At 49.3% G+C, this 16,113-nt stretch carries 12 protein-coding genes; 5 read left to right on the top strand and 7 right to left on the bottom strand.

Annotation, left to right across the window (positions count from 1 at the left end; all coding sequences use genetic code 11):
* The first annotated feature begins 111 nt into the window (after positions 1-111).
* Positions 112-2,160, top strand: a complete 2,049-nt coding sequence (locus FCL47_RS07990; RefSeq protein WP_136812957.1) for a methyl-accepting chemotaxis protein — start codon at positions 112-114, stop codon at positions 2,158-2,160.
* Positions 2,161-2,284: 124 nt separating this feature from the next.
* On the opposite strand, the gene metF is transcribed toward FCL47_RS07990, so the two are convergent.
* Positions 2,285-3,172, bottom strand: a complete 888-nt coding sequence (gene metF / locus FCL47_RS07985) for a methylenetetrahydrofolate reductase [NAD(P)H] (RefSeq protein ID WP_136812956.1) — start codon at positions 3,170-3,172, stop codon at positions 2,285-2,287.
* Positions 3,173-3,685: 513 nt separating this feature from the next.
* Here metF and FCL47_RS07980 point away from each other — a divergent pair.
* From FCL47_RS07980 to FCL47_RS07970, 3 genes are all read left to right on the top strand, one after another.
* On the top strand, positions 3,686-5,839 hold the full coding sequence (locus tag FCL47_RS07980; protein WP_136812955.1) for an EAL domain-containing protein: 2,154 nt from the start codon (positions 3,686-3,688) through the stop codon (positions 5,837-5,839).
* A 436-nt stretch (positions 5,840-6,275) separates the two neighbouring features.
* Positions 6,276-7,076 (top strand): ABC transporter substrate-binding protein, encoded by an 801-nt coding sequence (locus FCL47_RS07975; RefSeq protein ID WP_167496412.1) that lies wholly within the window; start codon positions 6,276-6,278, stop codon positions 7,074-7,076.
* Positions 7,077-7,082: 6 nt separating this feature from the next.
* Positions 7,083-9,122, top strand: a complete 2,040-nt coding sequence (locus tag FCL47_RS07970; protein WP_136812953.1) for a response regulator — start codon at positions 7,083-7,085, stop codon at positions 9,120-9,122.
* A gap of 141 nt (positions 9,123-9,263) precedes the next feature.
* Here FCL47_RS07970 and FCL47_RS07965 read toward each other — a convergent pair whose 3' ends face one another.
* From FCL47_RS07965 to hslO, 4 genes are all read right to left on the bottom strand, one after another.
* A complete protein-coding gene (locus FCL47_RS07965; RefSeq protein WP_136812952.1) occupies positions 9,264-10,283 on the bottom strand; it encodes an alpha-hydroxy-acid oxidizing protein in 1,020 nt (339 codons plus the stop codon).
* A 176-nt stretch (positions 10,284-10,459) separates the two neighbouring features.
* Entirely contained in the window at positions 10,460-10,777 is a 318-nt protein-coding gene (locus tag FCL47_RS07960; protein ID WP_136812951.1) for a hypothetical protein, read from the bottom strand.
* A gap of 121 nt (positions 10,778-10,898) precedes the next feature.
* Entirely contained in the window at positions 10,899-11,276 is a 378-nt protein-coding gene (locus tag FCL47_RS07955; protein WP_136812950.1) for a PilZ domain-containing protein, read from the bottom strand.
* Between the two features lie 89 nt (positions 11,277-11,365).
* Positions 11,366-12,277 (bottom strand): Hsp33 family molecular chaperone HslO, encoded by a 912-nt coding sequence (gene hslO / locus FCL47_RS07950; RefSeq protein ID WP_370459545.1) that lies wholly within the window; start codon positions 12,275-12,277, stop codon positions 11,366-11,368.
* A 252-nt stretch (positions 12,278-12,529) separates the two neighbouring features.
* Between hslO and FCL47_RS07945 the strand changes: the two genes are divergently transcribed.
* Positions 12,530-13,093 (top strand): chalcone isomerase family protein, encoded by a 564-nt coding sequence (locus FCL47_RS07945; protein ID WP_136812948.1) that lies wholly within the window; start codon positions 12,530-12,532, stop codon positions 13,091-13,093.
* Between the two features lie 78 nt (positions 13,094-13,171).
* Here the strand turns inward: FCL47_RS07945 and FCL47_RS07940 are convergent, their stop codons facing one another.
* Together FCL47_RS07940 and ldhH are read right to left on the bottom strand one after the other, a co-directional pair.
* A complete protein-coding gene (locus FCL47_RS07940; protein ID WP_136812947.1) occupies positions 13,172-13,915 on the bottom strand; it encodes a FadR/GntR family transcriptional regulator in 744 nt (247 codons plus the stop codon).
* A gap of 21 nt (positions 13,916-13,936) precedes the next feature.
* Complete coding sequence (ldhH, locus tag FCL47_RS07935) at positions 13,937-16,111, bottom strand: L-lactate dehydrogenase (quinone) large subunit LdhH (protein ID WP_136812946.1); 2,175 nt, start codon at positions 16,109-16,111, stop codon at positions 13,937-13,939.
* Positions 16,112-16,113 lie beyond the last annotated feature (2 nt).

The following is a 16,113-nucleotide window of genomic DNA, read 5'->3' as shown; positions in this document are numbered from 1 at the left end:
CATCTCATATCCCTCTGGACCTTCTAAGCTGAACTTTAGTGGTAATCACATTGTAAGTTGAAATTTTGTATAGAGTTTTATTCTATTTTAAAAAACATCAGGAGTATTTGCGTGAAAAATTTAAAACTCAGAGTGAAGTTGGTGGGAGGATTTATCCTTACCGCCTTGATCATCCTTGCGGTTGGTATTACCGCAATTGTCGAGCAGGGTAAGCTGCACCATCTGCAGGAGGAAATGGCCGAACAGGATTTGCCTGCCGTACAGGATATCCTCATGATGAAAAGTGAATTTGCCTCCATTGCCAGCCTGATGCGTACCATTCTCACCCCCTATGCCTCTGTCGAGCAGCGCAAAATGGCGCATGAAGGACTTGTTGAGGGTAGAAAAGTTTACGGTCCGATAAAAGAGGCCTTTTTGAAACTCGATTTTGCCGCGAAGATAAAACCCGAGTGGGAGGCGTTTTCAGGTCATGTCGGCCAGTGGGCGGCAGTCAACAACAAGGCCGTGGCAATTTCTCAAAAACTGATCGACTCCGACGTGACCAACCCCGTTATCCTCAACAATCATATGAATGAGTTTGAAAATGCACACCAGGCTCTTCTTGCGAAAGTTGGCAGGCTTATGGCTTTTAATGAAACTTTTGACGGTGGTGCGGACGGAACAGCGTGTTCGCTGGGCAAGTGGCTGGACAATATGGACACGACCAATCCGGATATTGTCGCTCTGGCCAAAGAACTGCAACCGATTCACCTGGAACTGCATAAGCATGTCAGTGAAATAAAGAACGATATGGCCGAGGGTAAGGCCGATGAGGCGCGGAGTATCACCCTCAATGAACTGTATCCTCTTTCTGAGCAGGTTTTTGCCCTGGTTGCAAAAATGAAAGCAGTAAGCGATGTCGCCTACAACTCCTTTATCGAGATGAATGGCCTGCTTCTGGGAGATGCCGCAATGCATCAGAAAGATACGTTTAATGCTATGGGCGAGATAGTCAAGAAAGCCAAGGAGGAAGCAGCCAGTACTGTCAAGAGAGGCGAGGCTATCGCCAGGACGAGCACGTTAATTACGATTATAGGCATTTGTCTTGGGGTGGTGCTGGCTTTAGGTCTTGGTTTTTATCTCACCTTTATTATTACCAAGCCACTGCAAAAAGGCGTTGAGCTTTCCAGAGCCATGGCTGCCGGGGACATGACCAAGTCCATGGATGTCGATCAGAAGGATGAAATTGGTATTCTGGCCTCTTCCCTAAACGAAATGGCCAGGAATCTGCGACAGATGATTACCGATGTCAGTGCGGGGGTTGACAATGTTGACGATTCCTCCAGCCAGTTGGCGGCCATTTCCAATCAGATGCAGTCCGGCGCAGAGAACACCGCCAGCAGATCGGGCCAGGTGGCCGCGGCGGCCGAGGAGATGAGTTCAAATCAGAATACTGTTGCCGCGGCAATGGAACAGGCTTCAGTGAATGTGAACATGGTCGCCACAGCCACCGAGGAAATGAACGCCACCATCAATGAGATTGCCCGGAATTCGCATCACGCTCAGGAGATAACAACGCAGGCAGTTGATAAATCTCAGAAAGCGTCGCAGCGGGTCAATGAGTTAGGTAAGGCCGCCGATGAAATAAACAAGGTGACCGAGGTTATAACCGAAATTTCAGAGCAGACCAACCTCCTGGCGTTGAATGCCACCATCGAAGCGGCACGGGCCGGCGAGGCAGGAAAAGGTTTTGCAGTCGTGGCCAATGAAATTAAAGATCTGGCCAAACAGACAGCACAGGCAACTCTGGATATCAAGACCAAAATTCAGGGAATACAGCAGGCAACCGGTATAACGGTGACGGAAATCAATGAAATCCAGAAAGTTATATCGGATATTGACCAGATCGTATCAACCATTGCCGCGGCGATAGAAGAACAGACTGCGACAACAAAGGAAATTGCAGAAAATGTCAGTCAGGCGTCGAGCGGAATCACCGAGGTTAACGAAAATGTTGCCCAGAGCTCTGCTGTTTCGCAGGAAATTGCCGCCGATATTGCCGAAGTAAATAATAGTGCCAACGAGATGAATCAGGCAAGTTCCCGAGTGAAAGAGAATGCAGGGGATCTCGCGGGTATTGCCAAGAACCTCAAGCAGTTGATCGCCAGGTTTACTGTCTAGGCAACACTCCACCCGCTGCCAATGCGCTTCTTGCAGAAAAGAAGAGTGGCAGCGGGTGGGAAGAGCATCAATTGCGATCGATCTCCCTTTTACGACGATGAACCGGAATTTTAAATATGGCGAATCAGACAAAACTCCGTGTAGTGGTTACTCCCAGGGAATCGTAGATCTGTCGAGTGGCATTTGATTTGTTAAGCGTATACAGATGAATGCCTCTGGTATTGTGATCAATGAGATCACGTACCTGCTCGGTAGCCCAGTGGATGCCCACCTTGGCTTCATGCTCTTCATCTTCAGCACGATGCATCGCCTTGATTAAACTTGCCGGAAAACGTGTGCCGGCGGAAACCTCGGCCATCCTCTTCATGAGTTTCACCGAGGTAATCGGCGCAACACCGGCAACGATAGGCACCCGAATGCCGGCCAGTTCACAGCGCTCGCAAAAGTCATAAAATTCATTGTTGTCAAAAAAGAGCTGGGTACAGATATAGTCAGCCCCGGCATCGACCTTAGCCTTGAGGTGATCAATCTCCTGCAGCCGGTTAGGGGTTTCAGGATGGCCTTCCGGGAAACCCGCTACGCCGATGCCCATCTTGGGATAATGCTTGCGGATGAATTCGACCAACTCAAAGGCATATCTGAAGCCGCCCTCTACCGGTTCAAAAGGTCCCTGACCTTGTGGTGGATCGCCACGCAGGGCCAGAATATTCTCAATTCCACTGGATGCATAGGTGTCCAGAATCGACCTGATTTCATCCCTGGTTGAACCAACGCAGGTCAAATGCGAAACGACGGTTAAATCGGTCTCTTTCTGGATGCGCAATACCAGGTCATGGGTCAAATCACGGGTTGAGCCACCGGCGCCATAGGTGACACTCACATACGCCAGTTCAAGCGGTGAAAGATCGCTGATCGTCGCATAGAGCTGTTCCGCCGCTTCCTTACTTTTTGGGGGAAAGAGTTCAAAACTAAAGGTAATCGGATTCTGCTTAAAAATTTCTGAAATGTGCACTGTTTTCTTCCTTGTGTAAAAAAAAATCCCTCCGAAGAGGGCGTTCAACTTAAGAGGACCAGGTCATTGTATGCCCTCAAGCCGTTCTTTGTAACTACTCCTGCAAAGGAGGTCAACCCCTAAATATCCGAGCCGATCTCGATTGAGTTGCCAAAGAGGTCTTGCAATGTGACTGCCACTAAAGCTCAGCCGGAAGGTCCAGAGGGACAGAATATTTAGTGGTAACCAAAAGTTACAATGCCCGGTCCTGTATGGTGTTGGTCCGAGCAGTAATCCCGGTACGACGTTTACTGTTTTCCGTCTTTTTACGCTTCTGGCGGTAAAACCCTCGACGTATGATCGCAATGGGCGCGCTTGACTGAGCAACCAGATTTAGGTAGAATTTATTGGTAGTTGCATTTATATGCTGTGCTGACAATGTGGGGTACACTGCCCTTGTAAATTTTCCGGAAATGGAAAAATATTGCTGAGTCAGATATTGCTGCTGGTAAATCAAAAAAAAATCGAGGCTATTTGAAACTGGTTACCGCATCAATTTTCAGGCTTATGGAATATATTGGGGAGCTGCCGCTCTTGCTGGCGATAAGGCGGGGACTGGCCATGGTCCTTCCGCTGATCATCGCCGGATCATTGGCCCTGCTGCTTCTCAATATACCCATTCCCGGTTTTCAAAGTTTCCTGGACGATACCCTCGGAGCTCAATGGCGCACATTGTGTACACTGATTGAGCAAGGGTCGTTCGGCATTGCCTCTCTGGCGGTGCTTATTAGTATAGTTTCTGCTTATGCCCGTGATAAAGGGAGCCTGATCAATGGCATTGGGGTCAATCCCGTTGTAACCACAGCTGTCTGTCTCTCCGCTTATTTTGTTGCCGCAGCACCTTTAGATGGCAATATTCTCCAGGGTTTCTTTTCTCTGGGCAGCGGAGGATTCCCCATTGCGTTATGCATTGCAATTACCAGCGCTCCTTTATTTCTGTTTTTGATGAGATTCAGTCCCTTGAACAACTTCTTGAGCTCAGCCGGGGATGATTCTGATGTAAATGGGGCTTTAGCCGCCATTCCGGCCGGTATTGCAACAATTTTTATCTTCGGTCTGGTCCGGTTATTTTTGAACCAGGCCGGTTTCACCGATCTCCACAACCAGGCACAATTTTTATTCGGGGCGCCTTTTCAGGGTGCGGGCAACACCTTGTCAACCGGATTGGGATATATTGCTCTGTCCCAATCCTTGTGGTTTTTTGGCCTGCATGGACCAAATCTGCTGTTTCTTGCGGAAAATCAAATTCTGAGTCCCGCTTCACTGGCGAACATTCAGGCGGTCTCTCAAGGGGTGGAACCGTCGTTTATTCTTACAAAGCCCTTTCTCGATGCATTTGTCCACATTGGAGGGTCTGGAAGCACGTTGGCTCTGATCCTGGCAATTTTGCTGAGAAGCAAAGTCATAAGCAATCGTCGACTGGCCTTGATTGCCATTTTGCCCGCGCTGTTTAATGTCAATGAAGTTATTCTCTTTGGCCTGCCTCTGGTGCTCAACCCAATCTATGCCATTCCATTCCTGCTGGCTCCAGTCGTCCAAACCGCGGTAGCGTATTGGGCGACCTTTTTGCATCTGGTGCCGATGACTGTGAACGATATACACTGGACTACTCCTTTAGGGTTTGGCGGCTATGCGGCCACGGGGGCAATATCCGGGGCTGTTTTACAGGTAATTTGTATGGCGGTTGGAATAGTGGTCTACCTGCCTTTTGTCGAATTGGGAAATATACTCAACGCCCGCCGTTTCAAGCGATCTATGAATGTCCTTATGGCTGTTGCCGGCACCGCTGATCAGAAGCCGAGCAAGCGGTGTCTCGATTTGCCGGGGCAAGAGGGGATGCTCGCCAAGGCACTGGCCGCCGATTTAACACGAGCTCTGGATTGTGATGATCAGATTTATCTGGTCTATCAGCCACAAATTGATGCGGATAAAGGCAAAGTTGTCGGCGCCGAAGCGTTACTTCGATGGAAACATCCAATACATGGATTGATTCCACCCCATGTGGCGGTCGCTTTGGCGGAAGATGCCGACATCATTGGTCGTTTAGGATTAAGAATTCTGCTCGATGCCTGTACACAGCATGCGGTATTACTCCAAAAAGGGGTGCGTGACTGTGTCCTTGCGGTCAATATGTCGGCAGCACAGTTCGAAGATGTGAAGTTGGTGGAGAAAATAGTCGATGTGCTTGAAAAGACGGGCCTGGAGCCGACAATGCTTAAGGTGGAAGTCACTGAATCCATCGCCCTTACCCCCGATGCTTCATCTGTTGCGATACTGCGCGACTTACGGGCTATCGGCATTCGTGTAGCCATTGATGATTTTGGCATGGGCCATACTTCTCTCCGCTATCTCAGGGAGTTTCCGGTTGATACCGTTAAAATTGACCGTTGTTTTACTCAGGAATCCGCTGCTGGGGTCAATGACCATATAATCGCCAGCATTGTACAACTCTGCGAAGCAATGGGGATCCAGATAATTGTTGAAGGGGTGGAGACGGTGGCGCAGCTTGAGCGATTCCGCGCCCAGCGCTGTTCCCTGTTCCAGGGGTATCTGTTCAGCCAGCCTTTGTCGGGTGAGGGGTATGTAGATTTTATCTGTCAAAGACAGGTGGTAATACCAAAAAATTAAGTTGGTAAGTTGCCAGTTGCCTCATCACGAACGTGGCCGGCAGGTGTTAGAAAATATCTGCTATGTCTCAATTGGTCGAAAATGATGGCTACCTGTCAGCAACAATTGCCCCCGCTGCCCCAGTTTCGGGTCTCACAGGTATATTGATCCAATTTCCGGCGGGTCAAAATTTGTTTCATCGTGCATAAAGGGCCTGTTCGTTTTCCGGGACGACGCAAACCCATCCTGGGGGCTTCTCTGCAGCTATTCATGGCTGCAGAGAAGCCCTTTGCATTTTGGTTTCCTCTCCAGTCGCATCAAATCACCTGGTTGTACACGAAAATTTCCAAGGGCTTTATCGGGTTAGGCCATGTCCTTGTTGGTACTTTGTGTTAAGATGGAGCAGATACGATATTTCAAAAAAGAAATCCTCGGGGTTGAATCAACGGAGGACCTTATGAAAATGAATCTGTTGTCCATTGTCTGTATTGTTCTTTTCATTGGCTTGAATGGTTACATCTTGAGGGCAGACGAACAAGTACCTTTCCCGCAAGTTATTGTCGTAGAGAATGATTGGCCGCCATATTTTTTCGGTGAGACACACGAACAGCTGCCCGGGTTTGCCAGAGAACTTCTGCAGAAATGCATCCCTTCCGCGGGATATGTGGCAAAATTTCAATTCTACCCTCTTAAGCGTATGTATTCGTATCTACAGAGCGGTGAAATTGATATTGCATTGTTTTCCCATAAAGCGGACCGTGACAGCTTCGTCCTGTACGGCAGAGAATCACTTTTTTCTTCGGGCTATCGGCCTGTTATTCGCAGTGAAACGGACATCAGGATAGATTCGCTCGATGATTTTGATGCATTGCGTCTTGGCCATCTGGCCGGCCTGAAATATTCGCCTTCCTTTCTTGAGTATATCGATCGTCGACAAAAAGCAGGATCCCTGATTACCACGACAACGGGTGACTCTGCCCTGAGAATGCTTCTTGAAGGAATAATCGATGTTTTTGTAGATACGCAGGACACTGTCTTATGGCGGGCCAAAAAAATGGGTGTACTTAACCGCATAAAGATCGTTGATTATGATATAAAATCAAGTGATTACTTTATGGCTGTCGCTAAAAAAACTAAGAGGATTCAGGCCCCTCAGGAATTTTTAGATACGTTTGACAGATGCTTGGCGGAGATGAAAAAGAACGGAGAATATACGGACATCGCCAAAAAATATACTATACAAGCCGGTCGGCCATAAAAAAGCATGCACAATCTGAAACTACGACCAGCGATTGCCCTGGTTCTCTTGATTGGATTTCTTATCCCGGTACTTTTTGCGAGCCAGTTGACCCTGCTTGCGCAAAAGCATGTCCTGATGCAGGAGTTGAAGAAAGAACATGCCAGAAGACTAGAAATTCTGGCCCTTGCCATGCAGGAACCGGTCTGGACGCTTCTGCCGGAGACTGGTCTCCCGTTGGTGGAGGCCATGATGACTGATAAGCGGATGATTTCTATCAAGGTGATCTCGGAAGAAGGGGTTTTTATTGAAAAGCACTCATCCAACCACCCCCCACCCGTGAATATTTTAACCGGAGACACTGAAATCTTCTATCACGGCCGGGAACTTGGCAGAGTTTCAGTTGCTATAGACACCAGTCCGCTTGAAAGAACCATTGCCTCCCAGTCGTCCCGGTACCTGGCCATTATTCTGGTTCCTTTTATCCTGAGTATATTTATCCTTTTCTTTCTGCTGCGGCGAAAAATCATCAATCCGATTGAACTGCTGATCACCCAGTCTGAAGATCTCGCCAGAAAAAAGCTGGAGAAGGAGTTCTACTGGAAGCAGGAGGACGAAATCGGACTCCTCGGCCGAAGCCTGGAAAAGACTCGGCAGTCTCTGCGTAGAGTATTTGCAGATCTTGAAAAAGCAAAAAACCAGGCAGTCATCAACGCCAGTGACCTTGAAACAAGCAATAGCCAGCTTACGGAGCAAATATCCGAGCGCATTAAAATCGAACAGGAGCTCCGTCTTCATAAACAACAGCTTGAGCAGATTGTGCAGCAACGTACTGCGGAGCTCATCAAAACAAACGAGAACCTGATCAGAGAAATGAAGGAGAAGAAAAAGGCTGAAGATGAGCGCAGGAATATCGAAGTGAAACTTCATCGTGCAGAAAAGATGGAAGCCCTTGGCCTTCTGGCGAGTGGTGTTGCCCATGATCTGAACAACATCCTCGCCGGAATTGTGAGCTATCCGGAGATTCTGTTGCTGAGGATGGATAAAGAGAACGATTTATATAAACCACTCGAAACCATCCACAGTGCGGGACAACGTGCGGCTTCTGTGGTGTCCGATCTTCTCACCATTGCCAGAAATGCAGCTACTGTTCGTGTGCAACATAATCTCAATGATTTAGTTCAGGAATATTTTTCCAGTCCCGAATTCTTTCAGCTGCAGAATATTTCTGATAAAACGCATGTTGAGTTGATTCTTGAAGCACACAAGCCGTATGTATTGTGTTCGACGGTTCATGTGAAAAAGTGCCTCATGAATCTGGTAACAAATTCAGTGGAAGCCATAGGAAGCGGCAAGCGTGGAACAATAACCGTCTCAACGTATAACACGATTGAAACAGAGAGAACTGAAAACCAGGCAAAGGAAATCGAATACATCGTGCTGAGCATAGCGGACGATGGCCCTGGCATTGCTGAAAAGGATCTCGAAAATATTTTTGAACCCTTTTACAGCACAAAACAAATGGGAAGGAGCGGCTCGGGGCTTGGTCTGGCCGTGGTCTGGAGTTCGATGCAGGAGCATAATGGCAAGGTTAGTGTCAGCAGCAATAGTGAAGGCTCCTGTTTCAAACTCTATTTTCCTCAGGCGCAAGTGCAGGACAATCAATCGGCAACCAAGAAAAAAGAAACATATATACAAGGAAAGAACCGGACTGTTCTGGTCGTGGATGATGAGCCGCTCTTATTAACTATTGCCGAAGACATGCTTGCTGCGTTGGGTTTCAGGGTGGTAACGGTTTCCTCAGGCGAGGAGGCCGTTGAGTTCCTGCAAACAGCCACCGTTGATCTGGTTATGCTGGACATGGTGATGGAGCCTGGGATAAACGGCAGGCAGATCTATGAACAGATCCAGCGTATTCATCCCGGACAGAAGGCGTTTATTGTCAGCGGATTCGCCATGAACGATGACATTCAGGCTGCCCTTGATCTGGGTGTCCGTTCCGTTTTACAAAAACCTTATGCTATAAACGAATTGAGTGAGGCCATGAAGCTGGCACTCGATTCATAAGAGGGACTGTCGTGGCGAAATGAGAACCACAGAGTGGATGGGTGCAGGGACAAGCGGCATGCACCTCCATTTGCACCACCGGCAGGGGGCGGGCAAACGGAGAATACATATTGGATGAACAAAGTTGCCTGTGACTGGTAATTATCCATTACCGGCAAACAAAATTTTCCGGTCGACAGAGCAGGCGGCACTGGTTCCAGTGAGGACCATTGTCTGTTTTAATTCCGCGGCAATTGTGTCGATATAGGTTTCAACACCTTGCTGCAGCCCACCAACGGCGGCCACGGAGAACGGACGACCGACGAGCACTGCATCAGCTCCTAAAGCCAGCATTTTCAAGACATCTCCTCCTGTACGGACACCGCCATCGGCCAGAATTGTAATCTTTCCTTTTACTGTGTCGGCGATTGCGGCAAGGACATCTGCTGCACCGGGGGCAGAGTCCAGCACTCTGCCGCCATGGTTGGAAATAATAATTGCATCGGCTCCAGCAGCAACAGCCAGCTCGGCCTCATCGACGGTCATGACGCCTTTGAGGATAAACTTTGTTTGTGTCTTGCGGATTATTTCTGTGAGTTTCTCAAGTGACTTTGGGGAAACAGGCCGGCCCATTTTGCGTAGCGTGATAAGACCTGCGGCATCGATATCCATACCTATGATGTCGGTGCCGGTGGCCTTGGCGGCCTCAATTTTTTTGAACAACTCTTCGTCTTCCCACGGTTTAATGAAGGGTATCCCGTGGCCATCCGCTGCTTTAATCGCATTAAAACCTGCCTGGTGAATGAAATCCGGCACCCCGTCTCCGCTGCAGCCGATGATGCCTTTGGCTTTGCAGCCGTTGATGATCGCCTGGATGTAGTCTTCTTCGGATACAGCGCCACCCATATTGAAAGAGACGCCGCCGATTGGTGCGGCAAGGATGGGGAGTGTGAGTTTTTTACCCAGCAGGTTCACTGTGGTATCCGGTTCAATGACGTCATGAATCAGGCGCATATTGAACTTTATCTTCGATATCGCTTCAATGTTACTTATAAAAGAGGAGCCGCTTCCCAGTCCGCCCATGCCGGGGACTTGTCCGGCACATGCCTTGCCGTTGCAGATTGGGCAGACTTTGCAGTAGGGGTCCATCATTTTTCGTGCGTTGTTGCGAATTTCTTTCATTCCAGTCTCCGAGTAATAATGTAGAGGGCAGTAATATGGCCGGGCAAAACTCTTGGTTGTCAGGCGGTCCGTACGCGTTAAACGGTTCCTGTCGATTTATAATAAAAAGCTCCCTCAGGCAAGCGAATTCCAGCGATTTTTCTCGCGCCGGCGATGTCCATTGGCGCGCAGATTAGCTACTGCCAGCCATATTCTGCAAGCTGAGCAAGAAAAAGATAGACGGTGATGAAGAAAATGGTGCCGATCCCCAGTGCCGCAACTCCACTCTGCAAATAATTCCGGTAAGCGAGGACCCTGTTCCTGAGGGCCTTACCGATTGTGCTCTCATTTTTCGGCCAAAAGAGAAGTTGTTTCCAGGTGGTTATACCCCTCAAGGGGGTACTGAAAAGAGCACCCTGATTTCGGCGGCAATCGGTTCTGGTATAACTTTTGGTATTGCTGGATGGGAAATGGGTGAAGATACCTTCGCTGATGGTTTCCGTATTATTCTTCATGGCGTACTCTCCTTATTTGGTAGTTGTAAGGAGAGTATAACAGGGCAGGGGTATCACAGAGTGAGTACCCTGTTATTTTTATAAAAGAATGAGCACAGGGGGTATGAGGACTGCATCGGGATTATTTTTCGATAGGGATCTGGTTAAGCAAGGAGTTGCGGTGCTCCGCCGCCAGCAAGGTTAAAAAATCGGTCAGAAAATTTTCTGCAATTTCGGTGAACTCGGCCGAAAAACCACCGGCATCAATCCGTACCACCCTTGCTTTCAGTTCGAGGGGCTTGTCGCGCATCGCAAGTTCCAAAACGATCAAAAGTTGATCGCCAACCTCGAGTTCTGTGCTGTTTTTCGTTACAAAACAACCACTCGTTGATACGTTCTGTAGTATAGCCTGGCCCATTTGACCATTAGCCATATAGGTTAATTTTTTATTGGCCAGTTTGAAGCGGAATGCGGTTCGCCTGGAAACATTTGTTCTGGAAGACTTTGTTTTGGTAGCCATTTCAACATGAATCTTGAGAAGTTTTGGTGGTCCGTCAGCGAGATATCAACCTGCCGCCGCAGCTGTTCAACCCTAAATTGCACATCCTCTTAGTTTGCGGGCGTCTGTCCGTTTTTCAGCAGCTTTGTGAGCTCATCGTGGCTAAAATGGTAGCTTTGCCTGCAAAATTCACAACGAACCTCGGCGCCGTCTTCTTTTTCCAGGAGCTGCCGGATATCATCTTCGCCAAGCGAAAAAAGTGCTCCTTCCATTTTGCCCTTACTGCAACTGCAGGCATAGAAAAGTTTTCGTGTGCCGATTTTTTTGTGTGGAACTTTGGTAAACAGCTGGGAAAGTATTGCGGCTGGTTCTTTGCCCTCCAGCAGGAGTTGGGAAAGCGGCGGCATTGCCGCGATCTCCTGTTCCAGATGGGTCAGCAGTGTTTCATCGGCTGGGGGAAGGGATTGGATGAGAAAACCTCCAGCGGCGGCAATAGTCCCGTCTTTTTGCAGATGAATGGCCAGGGCGATTGCCGATGGTGTCTGTTCCGACTGGGACAGGTAATAGGCGAGATCTTCACCTATCTCACTGGTGTAGAGCTGGATAGTGCCCGGGTATTTCTGATTGTTGCCGATATCTTTGACCACCGTGAGAAAGCCCGCCCTGCCAAGCCCTGTTGCTACATCTATCTGTCCGTTACTGAGTGGTACTTCGGCATGGGGATTGGCAACGTATCCGCGCACCCAGCCGTCATAGCCCGCTTCCGTGATGATTTTCTTGAGGGGGCCGCTGCCTTCAAATTTTAAAAAGACACTCTGGCTATCCTTTAAAAGGGCTGCCAGAAGGGCGGCGCCGGTCAGTGCCCTGCCGAGCGCGGCTGCGGCCAGCGGTCCGACATCATGGCGTCTGCACGCCTCGGTTACAAGGTCGGTGGTATTGCAGGCTACGCCAAAAAAATTGCCCGATTCCGAGATAACTCTTTCTATTGTGTCAGCCATGGTTTCCTGTTCGTGGTGGTTGATTGCCGGAGCGAGGACGTAAAAAATATCTTACTATCAAATACCGGTAGATGGGAAGTAATCTGAAAATCTTTTCGGTATTCCACTCTGGCACTGAACAAAGTTTCAGATCGTTAAGAGTAAGGCACGAATTCCCATGGAGCAATATCGAATCTGTTGTCAGTCAAATATTACGTTTACGTACTCGTTAAAAAAAGGTAAATTGGTGGAGTTTTTTTTTGGCTCTATTTCAACCTCAGACAAAGGAGTGTGACCATGCGACTTTTTATTCTCTGCTGTTTGTTTTTGTGGAGTGTGCCCGCAAATGCCCAGGAAATTGCTGGAGTGATGGTGCAGGAAACACTGAAAAATGACGATGGTACAGTCATGCATCTGAATGGCGCCGGGATCAGATCAAAGTTTTTTTTCGACATCTACATTGCTGAATTGTATATGGAGCATCCCTCGAATGTGGCGGGGGAGGTGATAAATGGAGGCGGTCGTAAACGGATTACAATGCAATTCCTCTATGATGAGGTGGGCAAAGATAAACTGATAGAGGGTTGGAACGAAGGTTTTACCGGCAATACCAGCGCCGCGGAAATAGCCACATTACAAGCCCGGATAAATCAATTCAATTCGATGTTTGTCGATGTCAAAAAAGGTGATTTGATTGTACTCGATTTCGTGCCGGATCAAGGGACCTTCGTCACTATTGCCAAGCAGGAAAAAGGTGTCATCCCCGGTAAGGATTTCAATGATGCCCTGCTCAGGATCTGGCTGGGCGACAAACCGGTTGACAAGGGGTTGAAAGAAAAAATGCTGAGCTACAATAAATAAGTTGCCCTGCAGTCAGCCACTTTGAATAGTGACTCGGCAGGGGCATTTGCCCCAGCCGAGCAGTATTGTTTCGTTGCTTCACGCGGCCATGTGATGCATGGGAATGCCTTCGAGAATGAAGTTGTGTCGTGCAAAATAATCCTGCACAAAAAGGATGTGCGCGCGCATGGCGTCGTGGGCCTTTTGTGGCTCACGATCAACGATGTGGCGGTATATAGTGCGGTGCTGTTCCAGCACCTCCTGGTAGGCGAACTCATTATCCTTCATTCGAGCCAGGTTCTTTTTTATCCCGATATACAGAAAATCGTAAAAACTCCTGGTTAGGTTGAGCTGAACAGGATTTTTGGTGGAAAAGGCCACTGCCATATGAAAAGCTGCATCGGCAGCTGTCGAAATGGCATTGGTTGTGGCCAGGTCTGCAGCCATTTCCTCGAGGCAGTCGCGTATACCGGCCAGGTCCTGTGCGGTGGCTCTTGTGGCGGCAAGTTTTGCTGCGTTGCATTCGAGGCCCATGCGCACCTCAAGAAGATCGGTATACGTGGCTTCATCTGTGGTCATCAGGTCAGAGAGTGGGTGGCCCTCGCGCGCTTCCGGGGAACTGACAAAGGTCCCATGTCCCTGGATATGATTGAGCAGTCCAAGATTTACCAGCTTGTCAATGGCGTTTCTCACCGAAGTTCTGCTCACCTGCATTGAGGCGGCAAGATCACGTTCCGGAGGAAATTGCTGCTCCGGCTTGAAGGCGCCTCGGTAAATCAGTTCCCGCAGCTGCTCAAAAACCTGACTGGAAACCCGTTTTGGTCTAATTGGTCGTATGTCCATAATATTACCCCGTAAAACAAGTTATTTTGTTTTGTCCAATGCTTCCGCCAGAAGTTCCATGGTATGGACACAGCGGATTGTCTCATCTGCTTTACCGACAGCACCTTTCAGCATGATCATGCAACCCGGACAATCGGTGGCCACAGTTTTGACTCCAGTATCCTGGATAGTTTCCACTTTATCTTTGGTGATTTGTCTCGAGATTTGCGGATGGCTGAGAAAGGAATAGGTGCCGCCAAACCCGCAGCATCGATCAGAGTTTTTCATTTCCTTAATGTCATGCCCTGAGGCGAGAAGAAGAGCCCGTGGTTCCTTCCAGACATTGGAGCCTCGTTTGAGATGGCAGGAGTCGTGATACGTTACTGCTTTCCCCGTCCCCATTGCCTTAAGTTTTGCTGAAGCGCCGAGGATGTTTTCCATGAATGCTGATGCATCCATGGTTTTGCTGGAAAGGGCCATGGCCTTGGCCGACCATTGGGGGTGATCCGCCAGGCGATCGACAAAATCACGCTTAATGGCCATAGTGCAGGTGGGGCAGATGCACAGAATGTAATCTACCTTTGCATCGGTAAAAGCCTGCACGCTTTGTTTGGCCAGGTCTACACCCGTTTCGGTGTCACCGGCATAGAGGGCGGGGATGCCGCAGCAGTTCTGGCTCTTTGGAAATACCACTTCGACATTGAGAGAATTGAGAACCTTGATCATGCTCACGCCAACTTCCGGGTAGACAAAATCCGCCCCGCAGCCGACAAAGAAACCGACCCGGTATTGGGGATTGGTGACCTGCTGGGGGATGGAGTCGAATTGGTCCCGAAATGATTTGGGGGCAATGGATGGCAGATCTCGCCACTCGGTAAAATCGCGATCCATAAAATGCAGAGGCAGATGGCGGATAATGCGGCGCTCCGAATCACTCCTGTTTTTATGCGTTATCGGGCCCTGCAGCTTGGAGGCGGCCCGGACCATACTGTGAAACAGGCCGCGATTCTTCATTACTGCCTTGAAGGCGACATTCTTCACCACCCCCATGCCGAAGTCCTTGGTTACCTCATTACGCAGATGGAGGATGATTTCTTCCAGATCGATTTTGGAAGGACATACGGCAACGCAGGAGCGACAGCCGATACATGCTCTGGTTATTTCTTTCGCCTTGTCCAGTCCTTCGTAAAAGGCGGTGAGGATAATGCCGATGGCGGAGATGTAGATAGAGCCGAAGACATGGCCGCCGACCGTCTGGTATACCGGGCAGACATTGGCGCATGCGCCGCACTGGATGCAGCGCAGGGCGTTCTGGCAGACTTTTGATTCATACAGCGCTTCCCGGCCCCCGTCGATGAGAACGATGTGCTGTTCTTTTTGCTCGCCGTTCACCGGGACAGCTCCCCGAATCCAGGTAATATAGGAGGTAAGCAGCTGGCCGGTCGCGTTTCGCGGCAGGAGCCGGGTAATTTTGATGGCATCCTCGATATTGCGCACCAGCTTATGGATCCCGGCAAAGACCACGTGTACCTTGGGCAGGGTGGCACAGAGTCTGGCGTTGCCCTCGTTGGTTACCAGGCCGATTCCTCCGGTATTGGCCACGAGGAAATTGGCACCGGTCAGGCCGATGTCGGCGTTGAAATATTCTTTTCTGAGGCGCAGGCGGGCATGATCGACCAGGGTCTTAATCTCCGGTGTAAGACGGGTGCCGCATTCCTTGGTGAACAGTTCGGCAACCTCTTCCTTGAACATATGGATGGCCGGCATCACCATATGGCTCGGGCGCTGCCCGGCCAGCTGAATAATCCATTCGCCAAGATCGGTTTCCGACGCTTTGATCCCGTGAGCCTCCAGCGCCTTGTTCAGATGGGCCTCTTCGGATACCATTGATTTGGATTTGGCAATATGTCTGGCCCCTTTCTGTTTGGCAAGGTTGATCACATAATCATTGGCCTCTTTGGTGTCTTTGGCGATAAAGACCTTGGAACCCGCTGCTTCCGCGTTTTGGATGAATTCAGCCAGGAGTTCTTTGCGGCGTACCCGGACTTCATCTTTAATTGCCGCGAGTTCTGTTCGCATCGCTTCAAAATCAAGACCTCGGTAGGCATTTTCCCGCGCGATCAGATAGGCGTCGCCAAAGAGATGCAGAGCCTTGCTCAGTTTCGGGTTGGCGATAGCGGCTTCGACGCTTTTTTTATAGGTATCGTTGGTGGCCATGG

The organism is Desulfopila sp. IMCC35006, from assembly GCF_005116645.1.
In the GTDB taxonomy this organism is placed as follows: domain Bacteria; phylum Desulfobacterota; class Desulfobulbia; order Desulfobulbales; family Desulfocapsaceae; genus Desulforhopalus_A.
The sequence above is the reverse complement of the archived record's forward strand: the minus strand, read 5'-3'. Positions and strand labels throughout refer to the sequence as shown.

What these genes read in the sequence shown, in the direction of transcription:
- FCL47_RS07975 (WP_167496412.1), top strand. Translation starts at nt 6,276, where the DNA reads ATGAAAATGAATCTGTTGTCCATTGTCTGTATTGTTCTTTTCATTGGC.
- FCL47_RS07970 (WP_136812953.1), top strand. Translation starts at nt 7,083, where the DNA reads ATGCACAATCTGAAACTACGACCAGCGATTGCCCTGGTTCTCTTGATT.
- FCL47_RS07965 (WP_136812952.1), bottom strand. Translation starts at nt 10,283, where the DNA reads ATGAAAGAAATTCGCAACAACGCACGAAAAATGATGGACCCCTACTGC.
- FCL47_RS07960 (WP_136812951.1), bottom strand. Translation starts at nt 10,777, where the DNA reads ATGAAGAATAATACGGAAACCATCAGCGAAGGTATCTTCACCCATTTC.
- FCL47_RS07955 (WP_136812950.1), bottom strand. Translation starts at nt 11,276, where the DNA reads ATGGCTACCAAAACAAAGTCTTCCAGAACAAATGTTTCCAGGCGAACC.
- FCL47_RS07945 (WP_136812948.1), top strand. Translation starts at nt 12,530, where the DNA reads ATGCGACTTTTTATTCTCTGCTGTTTGTTTTTGTGGAGTGTGCCCGCA.
- FCL47_RS07940 (WP_136812947.1), bottom strand. Translation starts at nt 13,915, where the DNA reads ATGGACATACGACCAATTAGACCAAAACGGGTTTCCAGTCAGGTTTTT.
- ldhH (WP_136812946.1), bottom strand. Translation starts at nt 16,111, where the DNA reads ATGGCCACCAACGATACCTATAAAAAAAGCGTCGAAGCCGCTATCGCC.